Source organism: Paracoccus thiocyanatus (assembly GCF_900156255.1).
Lineage (GTDB): Bacteria > Pseudomonadota > Alphaproteobacteria > Rhodobacterales > Rhodobacteraceae > Paracoccus > Paracoccus thiocyanatus.
Window position 1 is genome coordinate 129,283 of the sequence record NZ_FTMK01000006.1, and the last position, 17,143, is coordinate 146,425.

Below are 17,143 nucleotides of genomic sequence, written 5' to 3' on the forward strand. Positions count from 1 at the left end.
CCGCTTGCCGGCCGGGCCTTTCTGCCCCACCATGCCCCGAAGTCACCAAGGAGGCGCCGATGGCCCGTCAGCATTACCAGGGTAGCTGCCAATGCGGCACTATCGCCTATGAGGTAGAGGCCGACCTGGACCAGACCGTTACCTGCAACTGTTCGCGCTGCAAGCGGCTGGGCCTGGTTCTGGCCTTTGTGCCGCGCCAGGATTTCCGCCTGACCAGCGACGGGCCGGTCACGGAATACCTGTTCAACCGCAAGCAGATCCATCATCGCTTCTGCCCGACCTGCGGCGTCGAATCCTATGCCCTGGGCAAGGGGCCGGACGGGGCAGAGATGGTTGCGGTGAACGTGAATTGCCTGGAAGGCGTCGATCCGCGCGCATTGGCTAGCCAGGCGGTGGACGGCGCCAGCTTCTAGCCGCCGGTATGGCTCATGAATCGGCTGACCTGCCCGGCGACATGCTGGCGGGAATAGTCGAAGTCGTGGCCCTTGGGCTTGCGGCTGATAGCCTCACGGATGGCCTCGCGCAGCGGCTCGTCGCCGGCGCTGGCGCGCAGGGGCGCACGCAGGTCCGCGCGGTCCTCTTGCCCCAGGCACATGAACAATTCGCCCGTGCAGGTGACGCGGACGCGATTGCAGCTTTCGCAGAAATTATGCGTCAGGGGGGTGATGAAACCGATCTTCTGCCCGGTTTCCTCCAGGCGGACATAGCGGGCCGGGCCGCCGGTGCGTTCGGCCAGCGGCGTCAGGCTGAAGCGGTCCGCCAGCCGGGCTTGCAGGTCCGAAAGCGGCCAATACTGGTCCAGACGCTCTTCCTCGCCCATCTCGCCCATCGGCATGACCTCGATAAAGGTCAGGTCGTGGCCTTCGGCCGCACACCAGTCGACCAGGGGGAACAGTTCGTCCTCGTTGAACCCCTTGAGCGCGACGGTATTGATCTTGACCCGCATCCCCGCGGCCTTGGCGGCCTGGATCCCTTGCAGCACCTGCGGCAATCGGCCCCAGCGGGTGATCTTCGCGAAACGGTCGGCGTCCAGCGTGTCCAGCGACACATTGACCCGGCGCACGCCGCAATCGGCCAGTTCGGCGGCGAATCGGCCCAGTTGGCTGCCATTGGTGGTCAGCGTCAATTCGTCCAGCCCCGCCCCCAGATGGCGCGACATGGCGCGAAAGAATTCCATGATATTGCGCCGCACCAGCGGTTCGCCGCCGGTGATGCGCAGCTTGCGCACGCCCAGGCCCACGAAGGCGGAACACAGCCGGTCCAGCTCTTCCAGCGTCAGCAGGTCGCGCTTGGGCAGGAATTGCATATGCTCGGCCATGCAATAGGTGCAGCGGAAATCGCAGCGGTCGGTCACCGAAACCCGCAGGTAGGTGATCGGCCTGGCAAAAGGGTCTATCAGGGGGGCATGCGCATCCATGCCGCAAAGATAGGGGCAGTCCGGCATAGGCACAAGCCAGCCGATCCGTTAACGCCCCGCTAACCACAAGCGCAGGACGCGGTGGACAGCGCGGCATCGCCGGGTCTAGCCTTGGGCCCGACCGGAAAGACGACCCAAGGACAAGGAATTGCCGATGACCAAGCCGATCCTGCGCCTTTTGGGTGCTCTGGCGCTTTTGGCACTGGCCGCCTGCACCCCCGGCGGCAAGGTGCCGCAGGACGGGCCACGCAGCCCCGGCGCTGCAGATGGAAACGCCCAAGCAGCCACCGGGACCGTGACCGCGGCGGCGCGCCCTTCGCCGGCGGCGCGAACCGCCTCCGAATTCGACACCACCACCCGCGCGCAAAAGGCCGCGGCGGCGGCGCCGCCCAGCACGGGCGAACGCCGGATCGGCACCACCATCGCATCCCTGGGCGATCCGTCGCAGCCGGGCTTCTGGATCAAGACCCCGCTGGTGCAATCCGAAGCCGATGGCCGCATCGTGAACCCGGCGAATGGCCGGTCAGCCAAGGTGCGGCTGATCCCGCTGGCGGGACCGGCCAGTGCCGGCAGCCAGGTGTCGTTGCCGGCGCTGCAACTGATCGGCGTCAGCCTGACCGACCTTGCCGGAATCGAGGTTTATGGCAATTGATCGCCGATCGCTTCGGCGACGGATCCGCCCGCAAGACGCGCGTTTCAACGTGTCCGAAATAAGCCGCCGCCAGGAAATGAACGCCGGTCCCTGATGGTCAAAAGGGGCGGCGCCAGAGAGAAACGCCGCCCCAGTCGAATACGCCAAGAGGGAAAGCCTGACGATAAGGGCGCAACGCCGCAACCCGCCTTCCGGTTCATCACAATTTCCGGAGCAGGCGGGGCGGCCGCGACGGCTTGCGTTGCCGCGGCAAAAGCGCCAGCCTTGCACCCGCCCGGAACGGAAGGAGCTTCGCCATGACCCAAGATGCCACCGACCTCAGGATGCTGCTCAAGGACCCCTCGCTGTTGCAGACCCGCGCCTATGTTGCCGGAGAATGGGTCGATGCCGATGACGGCAAGACCTTTGGGGTGGTGAACCCCGCCCGCGGCGATGTCATCGCCGAAGTCGCGGACCTGTCGCGCGCCGAGGTCGCCCGCGCCATCGCCGCCGCCGCCCAGGCAATGAAAGGCTGGGCCGCGCGCACCGCCAAGGAACGCGCGCAGATCCTGCGCAAATGGTTCGACCTGATGATGGAAAACCAGGACGACCTGGGCCGCATCCTGACCGCCGAACAGGGCAAGCCCCTGCCCGAGGCCAAGGGCGAGATCGCCTATGGCGCCAGCTTCATCGAATGGTTCGGCGAAGAGGCCAAGCGCATCTATGGCGAAACCATCCCCGGCCACCAGCCCGACAAGCGCCTGACGGTGATCCGCCAGCCCATCGGCGTGGTCGGCTCGATCACGCCCTGGAACTTTCCCAACGCGATGATCACCCGCAAATGCGGCCCGGCCTTGGCAGCCGGCTGCGGCTTCGTCGGCCGCCCCGCCGCCGAGACGCCGCTCTCGGCCCTGGCCCTTGCCGTCTTGGCCGAACGCGCCGGGGTGCCCAAAGGGCTGTTCAGCATCGTGACCTCGTCGCGCTCTTCCGATATCGGCAAGGAATTCTGCGAAAACCCGGCTGTCCGCAAGCTGACCTTCACCGGCTCTACCGAGGTCGGCCGCATCCTGCTGCGCCAGGCCGCCGACCAGGTGCTGAAATGCTCGATGGAGCTTGGCGGCAACGCGCCCTTCATCGTCTTCGACGATGCCGACCTGGATGCGGCGGTCGAGGGCGCCATGGCCTCGAAATTCCGCAACAACGGCCAGACCTGCGTCTGCGCCAACCGCATCTATGTGCAGGCCGGCGTCTATGACGAATTCGCCAAGCGGCTGGCGGCGGCGGTGGACAAGCTGCGCGTCGGCGACGGGCTCGAAGAAGGCGTGACCACCGGCCCGCTGATCAACCGCGACGCGGTCGAAAAGGTCCAGGAACATATCCAGGACGCGGTGGCGGGCGGCGGCACCGTGGTCACCGGCGGCAAGCCCCGCGACGGGCTGTTCTTCGACCCGACCGTCGTCACCGGCATCACCGACAAGATGAAGGTCGCATCAGAGGAAACCTTCGGCCCGCTGGCGCCGCTGTTCAAGTTCACGACCGAGGAAGAGGCGATCGAACGCGCCAACGCCACCATCTTCGGCTTGGCCGCCTATTTCTACGCCCGCGACATCGGCCGCGTCACCCGCGTGCAGGAAGCGCTGGAATACGGCATTGTCGGGGTGAATACCGGCATCATCTCGACCGAGGTGGCGCCCTTTGGCGGCGTCAAGCAGTCCGGCCTTGGCCGCGAGGGCTCGCGCCACGGGATCGAGGATTACCTGGAAATGAAATATATCTGCCTGTCGGTCTGACCGGCCGCGGGAAGGACCCGCAGCCGGGCTTGCGGAGGGTCGCGGTCAGCGATCCTCGTCCTCGTCCCCGTCGTCCGAGGCGGGCAGGTTGAAGAAACTGTCGGCGTCCAGATCGTCGTCCTTGGCGCTTTCCTCTTCGCGGGTCAGGCTGAAATTCTCAAGCCCGGCGATGGAAGACGGCAACCGCGGCTCATCCGACATGGCCAGCGAGGTCTCGGTCGACAGCAGCTTGCGGCGTTCGTCGTCGGTCATCGCCCCGCCGTCGGCCGCCTTGCGCTTGGCGGCCTTTTGCACGGCCGCGTCAAGTTCGGACTGCCGGCACAGCCCCAGCGCCACCGGGTCGATCGGCTGGATGTTCTGGATGTTCCAATGCGTGCGGTCGCGGATCGAGGCGATGGTCGGCTTGGTCGTGCCCACCAGCTTGGCGATCTGCGAATCGGCCAGTTCGGGATGGAACTTGACCAGCCACAGGATCGCGGCCGGGCGGTCCTGGCGCTTGGACAGCGGGGTATAGCGCGGGCCGCGGCGCTTCTCTTCGCCCTCGGCGGCGGGATTGTGCTTGAGCTTTAGCTTGTGGCGGGGATCCTTCTGCCCCTTCTCGATCTCGGACGCGTCGAGCTGGTTCGAGGCGACGGGGTCGAAGCCCTTGACGCCCACCGCCACGTCACCGTCGGCAACGCCCTGGACCTCCAACTCGTGCATGCCACAGAAATCGGCGATCTGCTTGAAGCTGAGCGTGGTATTGTCGACCAGCCAGACGGCAGTGGCCTTGGCCATCAGCGGCTTGTTCATGACCTTCTCCTTAACAATATCTCTTCCGGCCGGGGAAAACGGCTTTCGGCAGACGCCATTCCATTTTCGGGGGGAGTGACGGGCTATATACTCTCGGCAGAGCCCAAAATAAAGCCTGAAATTCGTGGCGCGCAACCGATGCCCGCGCTAGGTTCGCCGGCATGAAACTGCTCGCCCTGATCGCCTTTCTGCTTGCCGCGCCCGCCGCCCTGGCCAATGACGGGCCGGGCCGGTTCGACTACTATGTGCTGTCGCTGAGCTGGTCGCCCAGTTGGTGCCGCGCCGAGGGCGAGGCCCAGGGCGCCAGGCAATGCGATGCGGGCCGCGGACGGGGCTTCGTCGTCCACGGGCTCTGGCCGCAATACGAGCAAGGCTGGCCGGAATATTGCCGCACCGACGCGCGCGACCCCACGCATCGCGAAACCGCAGCCATGGCGGATGTCATGGGGTCGGGCGGGCTGGCATGGCATCAATGGAAAAAGCACGGCCGCTGCTCGGGCCTGTCCGCGCCGGACTATTTCGCGCTGACTCGACAGGCCGCGGACCAGATCATCCTGTCCCCGCACTTGCGGATCGGCCGGGACGTCCGGCTTGCGGCCAAGCTGGTCGAAGATGCCTTCATCGAGGCAAATCCCCTGCTTGCACCAGAAGGCATCACCGTCACCTGCCGGAACCGCGCCTTGCAAGAGGTCCGGATCTGCCTGACCCGCGACCTTCGCCCCCGCGCCTGCGCCCCCGACATCAGCCGCGATTGCGCCGGCAGTTTCCTGATGCCGGCGCCACGCTGACGGAGCGGCTGCGATGCCTCCGGCGGGGATATTTGAACACGAAAGAAGCCGTTAACCGAATCGCAAGGATTTCCTGCCAATCTGCAATCACGGAACAGGCGGGGACGCCGATGGCCGTCACGGAAGAAGCCACACCCCGACCCTTTGCTCCGGCGGGCGGGGTGTGTGCTTTTCTTTCGTGCCCAAATATCCCCGCCGGAGGCCAGCGACCTGGACGCGGGGATGGCGGCTCAGTCCTCGGCCGACACCTGCAACAGGATCTTGCCGATATGGCCGCCGCCTTCCATGCGCAGATGCGCATCCTGGGCCTGGGCCAGGGGAAAGGCGCTGTCGATGATCGGCCTGACCGCGCCCGCCTCGATCCGCGGCCACAGATGTTCGTGCAGTTGCGCCGCGATGCGCGCCTTGGCCAGGTCGGATTGCGGCCGCAGGGTCGCGCCGGTCACGGTCAGGCGCCGGGTCATGATCTGGGCAAAGTTGATCTCGGCCTTGGGTCCGGCCAGAAAGGCGATCATGACCAGCCGTCCGTCATCCGCCAGGCTCTTGATGTTGCGGGCGATATAGTCGCCACCCACCATGTCCAGGATCAGGTCGGCGCCGCCGGCCTTGCGCAGTTCGGCGACGAAATCCTGCTGGCGATAATTGATCGCATGCGCCCCCAGCCGGTCGCAGGCGGCGCATTTCTCGGCCGAGCCCGCCGTGGCCCAGACCCGCGCGCCCAGCGCACGGCCGATCTGGATCGCCATCGTGCCGATCCCCGAAGAGCCGCCATGGACCAGGAACCGCTCGCCCGCCCGCAGGCCGCCGCGCATGACGACATTGGACCAGACGGTAAAGGCGGTTTCGGGCAGCGCCGCGGCCTCGCGCAGCGTCATGCCCTGGGGAACCGCCAGCGCATGTTCGGCCGGGCAGGTCGCATATTCGGCATAGCCGCCGCCCGGCAGCAGCGCGCAGACCCGGTCGCCGGGCTTCCAGCGCGTCACCCCCGGCCCGACCGAGACGACCTGCCCCGCGCATTCCAGCCCCGGCAGATCCGACGCACCCGGCGGCGGTGCATAGGCGCCGGCGCGCTGCAACACGTCGGGACGGTTCACGCCCGCCCAGGCGATGCGAATCAGGATATGGCCCTGGCCGGCCACCGGGACGGGCCGCGTCACGGGCCGCAGAACCTCTGCCCCGCCCGGAGATGAGATTTCGACCGCCTGCATCACATCGGGAATCAACCATCGCCTCCTTGTGTCCGTGCCCGCCTGTCTGCGCGCAACGCTCCGGGCAGATTGCGATTTTCCGGCCGCCTGATCCAGCCCGTTGCAAGGCCGGCCATCGCCGAGACCCCCGGCAACCCGCCGACCCGCTCCTTGAAGCTTTCAAAGCGCATCACGCCCTGGATGCGGCGGTCCAGGAATTGGCGGGTATCCTCGGCCTCGGGCGAATCGTCGCCAAGCCAGTAAAGCACCGTCGCGCCATAGACCGCGGACAGGGTCGCGCGCTTGGAATACCAGTTCACGTCCTCGGAGCGGTCGCCAAGCCCGTCCCAGACCGCATCCGCAGTCTCCCAGATCAGGCGCGCGCCCAGGCCGGCGTTCTGCGGCAGCGCCAGCACCGCCGCCCCTGCCCGCGCAAGCTCGCGGTTGCTGAGCGACAGCCGCTGCATCACCGCCGCCGAGATGCGGTCGCGGAACCGGCCCTCGGGCGGGTGCGCCGCGATCCAGTGGCGCAGCGCATCATCGCCCCGGCGATGATAGGCGGCGGCAAGATCCGCCCCGCCGCGCGGCAGATGCACGCGCGCCAGCGCCGGGTCCATGCCAATGTCGCGCGCGCCCTCGGCAATGGCCTTGTCGCCCATGCCCTCGAAGACGACATGGGACAGGGCGGCCTCGATCAGCCGCTCGCGGTCATCCGTCATGGCACTCTCCTTTTTTCTTCGCGCAGCGCGGGTCCAGAAAATCTGGACAAAGCCGATTCGGCTTGCTAGAAGGCCGCGTCCTGCAAATCTGCTCAACTTTAACCTAGGAAGGTGGTGACAACCACATGCAGGTAAGTGTTCGCGACAACAACGTCGAACAGGCGCTTCGTGCTCTGAAGAAAAAACTTCAGCGCGAGGGGGTGTTCCGTGAAATGAAGCTCAAGCAGCATTTCGAGAAACCCTCGGTCAAGAAGGCCCGTGAAAAGGCCGAGGCCGTCCGCCGCGCCCGCAAGCTGGCCCGTAAAAAGGCCCAACGCGAAGGCGCGCTGTAAGACGAGCGACACGTTCGTTTCAGGAAAACCCCCGTGCAGCGCGCGGGGGTTTTTCATTCACCCAGGCCATATTCACACCCAGGGCCACATTCACACCGGCAGCGCCGTGGTCTGCGCCACCGTGCGCAGCGAAAACGACGAATGCATCTGCTGGACCCCCGGCAGCTTGGCCAGTCTTTGCCGGTGGATGCGGGCAAAATCGTCGGTATCCTGGGCCACCACCTTCAGCAGGTAGTCGGCCGAGCCGGCCATGAGGTGGCATTCCAGCACGTCCGGGATGGTGCGCACCGCGCGTTCGAACGCCTCCAGCAACTCGTCGGCCTGGCCCGATAGCGTGATCTCGACAAAGACCGTGGTCGGACGCTCCAGCTTGCGCGCGTCCAGCAGCGCGACATAGCCGCGGATCACCCCGGCCTCTTCCAGCCGCTGCACGCGGCGGTGGCAGGCGCTGGGGGAAAGCCCGACCTCGGCCGCCAGATCGGCATTGGTCCGCCGCCCGTCGCGTTGCAGCACCGACAGGATGCGGCGGTCCGTGGCGTCAAGTTCGATCATCGCGACGCTTCCCTGCCTTGCCGCCGCGCCAAGCGCCGCAAGCTTTCCCGGCCACGGCCCCGCCCGCTTGCAGCGTCAGGCCCAAGGCGACGTCCGGCCGTTCTGCGGCGGGCGGGCGGATCATGCGCGTTGCGCCCGCAGTTCGTCGCGGATCTGGGCCAGCAGCTCCTCTTGCGTGGGGCCGGCCGGGGCGGCTTCCTCGGCCTCTTGCTTGCGGCGGGTGGCGGTCTGGATCCGGTTCACCCCTTTGACCAGCAGGAACACCGCCCAGGCGATGATCAGGAAGTTGATGATCGCCGAAAGAAAGGCGCCATAGGCAAAGACCGAGGCGCCGGAATCCCGTGCGGCCTGCAAGCTGGCGCCGGGCGGAACCTCGCCCTTGAGAACGATGTAATGCCCGCTGAAATCGGTCCCGCCGGTCAACAGGCCGATGACCGGGTTCAACAGGTCCGTGACCAGAGAATTGACGATCGCGGTAAAGGCCGCGCCGATGATGATGCCGACGGCAAGGTCGATGACATTGCCCCTGGCAATGAACTCCTTGAACTCCTTGAACATGGGTTTACCTTTCCCAACCTGTTGCGCGTGTTCCGGCAAAGGCTGCCACATCACGCTAACCCCTTGCAACATGAGACAGGACTGGACTGGAACGACATGACGGCATTATCCGACTTTCCGATCACCCGGCGCTGGCCGCCCCGGCGCCCCGATGTGATCCAGCTTTACACGCTGAACACGCCCAACGGCATCAAGACCTCGGTCATGCTGGAGGAATGCGGGCTGGATTACGATGCGCATCGCATCAGCATCGGCGACCCCGAGGATCAGATGACGCCGGAATTCCTGTCGCTGAACCCCAACAACAAGATCCCGGCGATGATCGACCCGGACGGGCCGGACGGCCAGCCCATCGGCCTGTTCGAGACCGGGGCGATGCTGATTTATTTGGGCGACAAGACCGGCAAGTTCCTGCCGGCCGGCGGCGCGGCGCGCTATCACACCATCCAGTGGCTGATGTGGCAGATGGGCGGGGTCGGGCCGATGTTCGGCCAGGTCGGCTTTTTCCACCGCTACAAGGGCCGCGAGGTCGAGGACCCGCGCCCGCGCAACCGCTATTATGCCGAGGCGCGGCGGCTTCTGGGCGTGCTGGACCGCCAGCTTGATGGGCGCGACTGGATCACCGGCGACTATTCCATCGCCGACATGGCGACCGCCCCCTGGCTGCGCACCGTGCGGGTGAATTACGAGGCCGAGGCAGAAACGGGCATGGACGGCTTCGCCAATGTCCAGGCTTACCTGGACCGCTTCCTGGCGCGGCCGGCGGTGCAAAGGGGCATCGAGGTCGGCGCCGCCTGACCGGCCACGCGGCAGGGCTTGCATCCGATGCGCGTTTCATGGACCGTCCGGGAAACTTGCCCGGATGGTTCCATGCCCTTTATCGAGTATAGCGGAAAACGTATTCTTTTCATCCACATCCCCAAGACCGGCGGCACCTCGGTCGAGAACTGGATGCAGGGCATCGCGCCGCTGCGCCTGTTCAGCCAAGGCATTCCCGCCGCGATGAAATGCACGCCGCAGCACCTGCGCATGCAGGACATCCGCGCGCTGCTGGGCGAGGGCTATTTCGACCAGGCGTTAACGGTGGTGCGCAATCCCTATGACCGGATCGCCAGCGAATACCGGATGCGGGCGCATCTGGCGAAGGCAGGTTTCTTCAAGGGCTTGCCCATCTTCTCGCTCTGGCTTGAGGAATGGCTGAACCGCCAGAAGCGCGAGCCCTTCTGCCTGGACAACCACCTGCGCCCGCAATGGGAATTCCTGGGCAGCGAGGTCGAGACCTTTCGCTTCGAGGACGGGTTGCAGGCGCCGCTTGCCCGCATGGCGGAGTGGCTGGACATCGCCCCGCCCGAAAGCCTGCCGCATGACCTGCGCCCCGACCCGCTGGAGATCGCCTGGGACCAGGTGGACCGGATTCGGGTGCGCGACCATTACGCCCGCGATTTCGAGATGCTGGGCTATTCCACCCGCTGAGCCGGGGGCCGGGGCGCGAACCCCGGCCCCTGGCTCGCCTTAGCTGCGCAGCGCGCCGCCGGTGGCTTTGCCGACCTTTTCGACGATCTTGGCGCTGACCGCCTCGATCTCGGCATCGGTCAGGGTCTTTTCCCGCGGCTGCAGGCGCGCGGTGATGGCGATGGACTTCTTGCCGCCTTCCAGCCCGGTGAACTGGTCAAAGACCGTCACCCGCTCGATCAGCGCCTTGTCCGCACCCGCGGCGGCATTGACCAGCGCCAGCGCCTCGACGCCGCCATCCACGACAAAGGCGAAGTCGCGCTCGACCGCTTGCAGGTCCGACAGCACCAGCGCCGGGCGCGAGGGCGTCCTGGACTTGGGCAGCGGCACCGCGGCCAGGCGCAGGGTAAAGCCGACCGCCGTGCCCTTGATGCCGAAATGACGCAGCACGCGCGGGTGGATCTCGCCGAATGTGGCCAGGGTATTCGGCCCCAAGGCGATATTGCCCGCCCGGCCCGGATGCCACCAGCCGTCCAGCTTGCGGTTGATCTGGGCTTTCGCGGGGGCGCCAATGGCCTGCAACACCGCTTCGGCATCGGCCTTGGCGTCGTAGATGTCCACCTTGCGCCGCGAGGCATAGGGGTCGCGCGCCGCATTGGCCCCGACCAGAATCCCCGACAGATGCAGGTCCTGCTCGCCCGGTTCGCCGCCCGAAAAGATCGGGCCACATTCGAACAGCGCCAGGTCGGCAAAGCCGCGCGCCTGGTTCCTCGCCGCCGCCGCCAGCAGGCCGGGCAGCAGGTCGGGGCGCATATGCGTCATCTCGCTGCTGATCGGGTTCTCGATGCGGACGGCATCCGCACCGCCGCCGAACAGCGCCGCCGCCTGCGCGTCGATGAAGCTGTAGGTGACGCATTCGTTATAGCCCAAGCTCGCCGCCATGCGCCGCGCCGCCTGTTCGCGGCGCTGCAAGGGCGTCAGCACCGGCTGCGGAACGCCCGCCTGCGGGCGCGGCAGCGGCTGGCCTTGCAGCTTCGACAGGCTGGCGATGCGCGCCACCTCCTCGACCAGATCGGCGCTGCCTTGGACGTCGGGGCGCCAGCCGGGCACGAATGCCTGGTCGCCCTCCAGCCGGAAACCCAGCGCAGTCAGCGTCGCGCGCTGCTCGGCCTCGGGGATGTCCATGCCGACCAGGCTGCTGACCCGCGCCGGCTCCAGCCGGTAGCTGCGGCTGGTGTCGGGCACCGCGCCCGCCGTCACCACCTCGGAGGCCTCGCCGCCGCAAAGCTCCTGGATCATCTGCGTCGCCAGTTCCAGTCCCGGCCGGGTAAAGGCCGGGTCCGCGCCGCGTTCAAAGCGATAGCGGGCGTCGGAACTGATCTTCAGCGCCCGACCCGCCGTGGCGATGGCGATGGGATCCCAATAGGCGCTTTCCAGGAAGACGTTGACCGTCTCGTCGGAACAGCCGGAATGCTCGCCGCCCATGATGCCGGCGATGCTTTCCGGGCCGGCCTCATCGGCGATGATCATGGTGCCGGCAGGAAAGGCATAGGTCTTGCCGTCCAGCGCCAGCATTTCCTCGCCCTCGGCCGAGGGACGCACGGTCAGATCGCCCCTGACCTTGTCGGCATCGAAGACATGCAGCGGCCGGTTCAGGTCGAAGGTGAAGAAATTGGTGATGTCCACCAGGGCGTTGATCGGCCGCAGCCCGATGGCGGCCAGCCGCTTTTGCAGCCAGTCCGGCGACGGCCCGTTCCTGACCCCGCGGATCAGCCGGCCGCTGAAGAACGGCGCCTTTTCCGCCATCTCGGGCGCGATCGTCACCTTGATGGGCGAGGCAAAGCTGCCCGGCACGGTCACGTCCACGACCGGCTTCAGCCGGCCCAGCCCGCGCGCGGCAAGGTCGCGGGCGACGCCATGGACGCCCAGCGCGTCGGGGCGGTTCGGGGTGATCTTGATCTCGATCACCGGATCGACCGCCTCGGGCCGGTTCGCGGCCAGCCAGTCGACGAACCTGTCCCCCACCTCGCCCGAGGGTAGTTCGATGATGCCGTCATGCTCTTCCGACAGTTCCAACTCGCGTTCCGAGGCCATCATGCCATGGCTTTCGACGCCGCGGATCTTGCCGACGCCCAGCGTGGTGTCGATGCCCGGAACGTAGTCGCCGGGCTTGGCCAGCACCACGGTGATGCCGGCGCGGGCGTTCGGGGCGCCGCAGACGATCTGCTTCTCGCCCTCGTCGGTGATGACGCGGCAGACCCGCAGCCGGTCGGCATCGGGATGCTGCTCGGCATGCAGAACCTTGGCCAGGGTAAAGGTCCCGAGCTTGGCGGCCGGATCGGCCACGCCCTCGACTTCGAGGCCAAGGTCGGTCAGCGCCTCGGTAATCTCATCGAGGCTGGCCGTGGTGTCGAGATGCTCCTTGAGCCAGGAGAGGGTGAATTTCATGAGCGCGGCTCCGTCACGTTTGCGCGTCCCTTAGCGCATGGCGCAGCGGATTGGTAGGGTGGTGGGGCCGGATGCGCAGGCCCCTTGTCGCGACCCGACGACAAACTTCGCCCATGCGCGGTCGCGGCTACACGCAGGTTTCTTAGCAAGCGGGTATTGCGTCGCACCGGCGAAGAAACGATTCTTACGGTGACCAATCGCGAAGAGCACTCTGCGACTAAAGAAGAAGGTCGGCCCAAAAAACCAGTAGCCCGCAGCAAACCAGAATAAAGCAGAGCTGAAAAAACGCGCGTAAATACCTGTTTTCGGTTCCGCCAAAAGCCAGAGCAGAAAATGTAACGGCAAATACTGTAAAGGAAAAATAAGCGCGATTCTCGGGGTTCAGCAATACATGCCGTGCAATACCTACAACCGCACCGGGGAAGACAAGATTGAACCACGAAGCAGAAACGTGAATCACACCCCAGGACGCCGATATCGCGCCAAAAAGCACGGCTATGGTCAGGTCCAGTTCGCCGATCATCCTGCCGACAGGGCGTTGTGAACGAGGCATAATGAGAACCTGCCAGAGCTTGCGCAGATCTAGGAAAAGAACCACCGTGAAAAACGTCATGGCGGGCAAAGACAGAGCCATCAGTGCAACCGCGATCAACCAGGGCTCTTGCATTTCGGGGCTGAGCTTTGGAACGGCCGCGGTGACAAGTGCCGTCTTTATGCCTACAGAAAAGGCAGATACAGATATGGCAATCCCCCCGATCGTCCATATCCGCGTCAGCGCCCCGGAGAAATCATACTCCTCGGTCCGACCAACCGAAGGGGCGTCACTCACCGCGACAAACCACCGCTGACGCTCGGCACATCCCCCGCTGCGAATCCATAATGCCGCAGCCAGCGCAGATCGCTTTCAAAGAATGCCCGCAGGTCGGGAATGCCGTATTTCAGCATCGCGATCCGGTCGATGCCCATGCCGAAGGCGAAGCCCTGCCATTCCTCGGGGTCGATGCCGCCCGCCGCCAGCACCTTGGGATGCACCATGCCCGAGCCCAGGATTTCCAGCCAGCTTTCCCCCTGGCCGATGGTCAGTTTGCCGCCCTCCCAGGAACAGCGGATATCGACCTCGGCCGAAGGCTCGGTAAAGGGGAAATGGCTGGCGCGGAAACGCAGTTCGACCTGATCCACCTCGAAGAAGGCGCGGCAGAACTCCTCAAGCGTCCATTTCAGGTTCGCCATCGAGATGCCCTTGCCCAGCGCCAGCCCCTCGACCTGGTGGAACATCGGCGTATGGGTCTGGTCCATGTCCATGCGATAGACCCGGCCGGGGCAGATCACCCGGATCGGCGCGCCCGTCGCCTGCATGGCGCGGATCTGCACCGGCGAGGTATGGGTGCGCAGCACATGCGGCGGGCGCGGGTCGCCCTGGGCGCGCGCCATGAAGAAGGTGTCATGCTCTTGCCGGGCGGGATGCTCGGGCGGGATGTTCAGCGCGTCGAAATTGAACCAGTCGCTTTCGATCTGCGGCCCCTCGGCGACGCGGAAACCCATATCGGCAAAGATCGCGGTGACTTCTTCCGTGACCTGGCTGATCGGGTGGATGCTGCCCTGCGGCCGCGGCCGGCCGGGCAGGGTCACGTCCAGCCATTCCTGTTTCAGCCGCGCGTCCAGCGCCGCATCCTCCAGCCCCTGCTTGCGGGCGCGCAGCGCGGCGTCGATCTCGTCCTTCAGACGGTTCAGGGCGGCGCCGGTGGTCTGGCGCTCTTCGGGCGTCATCCGGCCCAGTTCCTTCATCATGCCGCTGATCTCGCCCTTCTTGCCAAGGGCGGCCAGGCGCACCTGCTCCAGCGCGTCGCTGTCGGCGGCGGTCGCGATGCGGTCGAGATAGGACTGGCGAAGAGGAGTCAGATCGGACATGGCAGGCTTCCTTGCGGTTTGCCTGCGCCGATAGCACGCGGTGGCCGCCGGGAAAAGCCTCAGCGGGCGAAGGTTTCCGCCACAAGCTCGGCCGGACGGCACAGCCGCACGCCGCCGGGGCCGCAGACAAAGGGGCGCTCGACCAGCAGGGGGTTCTCGACCATGGCGGCCAGTATGTCCGCGTCGCCGGCATCCGGCAGGCCACGTTGCGCGGCATCGGTGCCCTTGACCCGCAGCGCCTGGCGCGGGGTGAGGTCGGCGGCGGCAAACAGGCCCAGAAGCTGGCCGCGGGTCCAGCCCTCGCGGGCATAATCGACGATCTCGGGCTCGTGGCCCGCATCGCGGATCATCTGCAAGACCTTGCGCGAGGTCGAGCAGGTCGGCTTGTGATAGATGGTGATCATGGTCCGACTGTGCCGCGGCCCGCCCGGGCTTTCAAGACCGTTCCGCGACCCGCAGCCAGACCCCGCCCTGCGGCCGCAGGGTCAGGATCATGCGCGGCTGCGGCGGGCGCCCGGTCAACTCGAAGCGCAGGCGCGACACCAGCGTGGCCAGGATGATCACCGCCTCTTGCAAGGCGAAGCTGGCGCCGATGCAGATGCGGGGACCGGCGCCAAAAGGCAGGAACGCGAAACGGTCGCGGGTCACGCCGGGGGCAAAGCGGTCGGGGTCAAAGCGGTCGGGATCGTCCCAAAGCATATGATGGCGGTGCAGCGCATAGATCGGCAGCATGATGGTGTCGCCCGGCCGCACCTCGCGACCGCCAAGCCTGTCATGGACGCGGGCGGTGCGCGACAGAAAGGCCGCGGGCGGGTAAAGCCGCAGCGCCTCTTCGACCACCTGCCGGATATAGGGCAGGCGCGGCAGGTCGGCGGCGGTCGCGGCCCGGCCGCCCAGCGCCGCGACCGCCTCGTCGGCGGCGCGATCCTGGACCTGCGCGTCAAAGGCCAGCAGGTAAAGCGCCCAGGCCAGCGTCAGCGCGGTGGTTTCATGCCCGGCGACGATAAAGGTCAGCAGGTTGTCGCGCAGCTCGGCCGGGCTCATGCGGCGATGGGTTTCGGGATCCTCGCCGGCGCGCAGCAGGTCCAGCAGGTCCGGCACCGGACGCGGCCCGGAACGGACGCGGGCGCGGATCGCATCGTCGGCGACACGCTTCATCCGGCGCAGGTCGCTGCCTGAAAACAGCCGGCCGGGGCGCGGAATCCACCCCGGCAAGCCCAGGATGTCCAACAGGGAAATCCGCGCCGCCCCGGCGATATAGGCGTCGATGGCCCGATGCACCGCGTCACGGTCAAAGCCCTCGCCGCCGGAAAAGGTCACGTCCGAAATCACCTCGAACGTCGCCGCCACGGTCTCGGCGAAGACATCGACCGGCCCGCGCGCCGCCACCAGCCGCCGGGCGCTGGCTTCGGCGGCGGCGGTCATCACCGGCCCCAGCGCCTCGACATGGCGCTGCGCAAAGGCCGGCGCGGCGGCCAGCCGCTGCCAGCGCCAATGCGCACCCTCGGCCACGAACAGGGAATCGCCGATGGCCGGCTCCAGGATCAGCCGGGTGACCAGCGATTTCGGATAATCCTCCACCCGGTCCTTCAGGATCCGGCACAGCGCCTGGGGCTCCATCACCATGTGCCAGCGCTTGCCGGTCTTGCCCGAAACCATGGGCTGGCGGGTGGCGATCTCGGGGATCAGTTCCAGCACATTGCGCTGCGCGGTCACGGCGCTGGCGATCACCCCCATCGGCTGGCGATGCAGGGCCACGCGGGCAGGATAGCGGACAGGCGATTGATCCAGGGACATCGGCGGCAGAACCCGCAACAAGGCGCGAAGTTCCCTCGCGGCGTTCCCGGCTTCTTTCGTGTCCAAATATCCTGGGGGAACGCCGGGCTGGCCCGGCGCGGGGGCAAAGCCCCCTGCCCGGCTTGCCGATCGGGCGCCGCGACGAAAAAACCCGCGCCTTTCGACGCGGGCCTTGTCGGTTCAGCTTCTCGCCTGGATTCAGGCGGCGGCTTTCGCCTGGGCGACCACGGCGGCAAAGGCCTCGGGCTCATGCACGGCCAGGTCGGCCAGGACCTTGCGGTCCACCTCGATCCCGGCTTTCGCCAGCGCGGCGATGAAGCGCGAATAGGTCATCTCGGCATCGACGGCGCGGACGGCGGCGTTGATGCGCTGGATCCACAGCGCGCGGAAGTTGCGCTTGCGCGTCTTGCGGTCGCGGGTCGCATACTGGTTGGCCTTGTCGACGGCCTGGGTCGCGGTGCGGAAGTTGCGCGAACGGTTGCCGTAATAGCCTTTCGCCGCGTCCAGAACCTTCTTGTGGCGGGCGTGGGTGATCTTACCCGATTTGACTCGTGCCATATCCGGTTCTCCTTAGCGGTTATAAGGCATGTATTTCTTGACGATCTTCGCGTCCGCATCGGACAGGATCATGGTCCCGGTCACATCGCGGATGAATTTCGTCGAGCGCTTGATCATGCCGTGGCGCTTGCCGGCCGGGCCGGCCTTGACCTTGCCCGTGGCCGTCATCGAGAACCGCTTCTTGGCGGCCGCTTTCGTCTTCATCTTCGGCATT

20 protein-coding genes are annotated in these 17,143 nt (G+C 66.4%); 7 read left to right on the forward strand and 13 right to left on the reverse strand.

The genetic code is table 11. From position 1 onward, the window contains the following. The first annotated feature begins 59 nt into the window (after positions 1 to 59). Positions 60 to 413, forward strand: coding sequence for a GFA family protein (locus F3H32_RS06655; protein WP_149765157.1), 354 nt, complete (start codon positions 60 to 62; stop codon positions 411 to 413). On the opposite strand, the gene moaA is transcribed toward F3H32_RS06655, so the two are convergent. Next, positions 410 to 1,444: a GTP 3',8-cyclase MoaA gene (gene moaA / locus F3H32_RS06660; RefSeq protein ID WP_181900480.1), complete on the reverse strand. Its 1,035-nt coding sequence runs from the start codon at positions 1,442 to 1,444 to the stop codon at positions 410 to 412. The two genes, F3H32_RS06655 and moaA, sit on opposite strands and share 4 nt — an antisense overlap. Before the next feature lie 127 nt (positions 1,445 to 1,571). Between moaA and F3H32_RS06665 the strand changes: the two genes are divergently transcribed. Beyond that, a complete protein-coding gene (locus tag F3H32_RS06665; RefSeq protein ID WP_149765158.1) occupies positions 1,572 to 2,069 on the forward strand; it encodes a hypothetical protein in 498 nt (165 codons plus the stop codon). Positions 2,070 to 2,365: 296 nt separating this feature from the next. Further along, a complete protein-coding gene (locus tag F3H32_RS06670) occupies positions 2,366 to 3,838 on the forward strand; it encodes an NAD-dependent succinate-semialdehyde dehydrogenase (RefSeq protein WP_149765159.1) in 1,473 nt (490 codons plus the stop codon). A gap of 45 nt (positions 3,839 to 3,883) precedes the next feature. Here F3H32_RS06670 and F3H32_RS06675 read toward each other — a convergent pair whose 3' ends face one another. Continuing rightward, complete coding sequence (locus F3H32_RS06675; RefSeq protein WP_149765160.1) at positions 3,884 to 4,630, reverse strand: DUF1013 domain-containing protein; 747 nt, start codon at positions 4,628 to 4,630, stop codon at positions 3,884 to 3,886. 161 nt (positions 4,631 to 4,791) lie between these two features. Here F3H32_RS06675 and F3H32_RS06680 point away from each other — a divergent pair, with 161 nt between their 5' ends. Next, positions 4,792 to 5,418, forward strand: a complete 627-nt coding sequence (locus F3H32_RS06680; RefSeq protein WP_149765161.1) for a ribonuclease T2 family protein — start codon at positions 4,792 to 4,794, stop codon at positions 5,416 to 5,418. 230 nt (positions 5,419 to 5,648) lie between these two features. On the opposite strand, the gene F3H32_RS06685 is transcribed toward F3H32_RS06680, so the two are convergent. Then, complete coding sequence (locus F3H32_RS06685) at positions 5,649 to 6,626, reverse strand: NAD(P)H-quinone oxidoreductase (RefSeq protein WP_149765188.1); 978 nt, start codon at positions 6,624 to 6,626, stop codon at positions 5,649 to 5,651. A gap of 11 nt (positions 6,627 to 6,637) precedes the next feature. Beyond that, the gene (locus tag F3H32_RS06690) at positions 6,638 to 7,324 is read right to left on the reverse strand and encodes a COQ9 family protein (RefSeq protein WP_149765162.1); all 687 of its coding nucleotides are present in this window, start codon (positions 7,322 to 7,324) and stop codon (positions 6,638 to 6,640) included. 125 nt (positions 7,325 to 7,449) lie between these two features. On the opposite strand from F3H32_RS06690, the gene rpsU reads away from it, so the two are divergent. After that, entirely contained in the window at positions 7,450 to 7,656 is a 207-nt protein-coding gene (rpsU, locus tag F3H32_RS06695; protein WP_011748553.1) for a 30S ribosomal protein S21, read from the forward strand. Positions 7,657 to 7,746: 90 nt separating this feature from the next. Here the strand turns inward: rpsU and F3H32_RS06700 are convergent, their stop codons facing one another. Both F3H32_RS06700 and mscL read right to left on the reverse strand, forming a co-directional pair. After that, positions 7,747 to 8,205, reverse strand: coding sequence for an Lrp/AsnC family transcriptional regulator (locus F3H32_RS06700; RefSeq protein WP_181900483.1), 459 nt, complete (start codon positions 8,203 to 8,205; stop codon positions 7,747 to 7,749). A 123-nt stretch (positions 8,206 to 8,328) separates the two neighbouring features. Beyond that, a complete protein-coding gene (gene mscL, locus F3H32_RS06705; RefSeq protein WP_149765163.1) occupies positions 8,329 to 8,766 on the reverse strand; it encodes a large conductance mechanosensitive channel protein MscL in 438 nt (145 codons plus the stop codon). A gap of 96 nt (positions 8,767 to 8,862) precedes the next feature. Between mscL and F3H32_RS06710 the strand changes: the two genes are divergently transcribed. Both F3H32_RS06710 and F3H32_RS06715 read left to right on the forward strand, forming a co-directional pair. After that, complete coding sequence (locus F3H32_RS06710; protein WP_149765189.1) at positions 8,863 to 9,564, forward strand: glutathione S-transferase C-terminal domain-containing protein; 702 nt, start codon at positions 8,863 to 8,865, stop codon at positions 9,562 to 9,564. A 72-nt stretch (positions 9,565 to 9,636) separates the two neighbouring features. Continuing rightward, the gene (locus F3H32_RS06715; protein WP_188128608.1) at positions 9,637 to 10,239 is read left to right on the forward strand and encodes a sulfotransferase family 2 domain-containing protein; all 603 of its coding nucleotides are present in this window, start codon (positions 9,637 to 9,639) and stop codon (positions 10,237 to 10,239) included. Positions 10,240 to 10,278: 39 nt separating this feature from the next. On the opposite strand, the gene pheT is transcribed toward F3H32_RS06715, so the two are convergent. The 7 genes from pheT to rpmI all read right to left on the reverse strand — a co-directional run bounded on the left by pheT (position 10,279) and on the right by rpmI (position 17,142). Continuing rightward, the gene (gene pheT, locus F3H32_RS06720) at positions 10,279 to 12,666 is read right to left on the reverse strand and encodes a phenylalanine--tRNA ligase subunit beta (protein WP_149765165.1); all 2,388 of its coding nucleotides are present in this window, start codon (positions 12,664 to 12,666) and stop codon (positions 10,279 to 10,281) included. 217 nt (positions 12,667 to 12,883) lie between these two features. Next, the gene (locus tag F3H32_RS06725) at positions 12,884 to 13,495 is read right to left on the reverse strand and encodes a hypothetical protein (RefSeq protein ID WP_149765166.1); all 612 of its coding nucleotides are present in this window, start codon (positions 13,493 to 13,495) and stop codon (positions 12,884 to 12,886) included. Continuing rightward, positions 13,492 to 14,574 (reverse strand): phenylalanine--tRNA ligase subunit alpha, encoded by a 1,083-nt coding sequence (gene pheS, locus F3H32_RS06730; RefSeq protein ID WP_149765167.1) that lies wholly within the window; start codon positions 14,572 to 14,574, stop codon positions 13,492 to 13,494. The genes F3H32_RS06725 and pheS overlap by 4 nt, the downstream gene beginning before the upstream one ends. 59 nt (positions 14,575 to 14,633) lie before the next feature. Further along, on the reverse strand, positions 14,634 to 14,978 hold the full coding sequence (locus tag F3H32_RS06735; RefSeq protein ID WP_115754187.1) for an arsenate reductase family protein: 345 nt from the start codon (positions 14,976 to 14,978) through the stop codon (positions 14,634 to 14,636). Between the two features lie 31 nt (positions 14,979 to 15,009). Beyond that, complete coding sequence (locus F3H32_RS06740) at positions 15,010 to 16,371, reverse strand: cytochrome P450 (protein WP_149765168.1); 1,362 nt, start codon at positions 16,369 to 16,371, stop codon at positions 15,010 to 15,012. 198 nt (positions 16,372 to 16,569) lie between these two features. After that, complete coding sequence (gene rplT / locus F3H32_RS06745) at positions 16,570 to 16,929, reverse strand: 50S ribosomal protein L20 (protein WP_011748559.1); 360 nt, start codon at positions 16,927 to 16,929, stop codon at positions 16,570 to 16,572. Between the two features lie 12 nt (positions 16,930 to 16,941). Next, complete coding sequence (rpmI, locus tag F3H32_RS06750) at positions 16,942 to 17,142, reverse strand: 50S ribosomal protein L35 (RefSeq protein WP_115754184.1); 201 nt, start codon at positions 17,140 to 17,142, stop codon at positions 16,942 to 16,944. Position 17,143 lies beyond the last annotated feature (1 nt).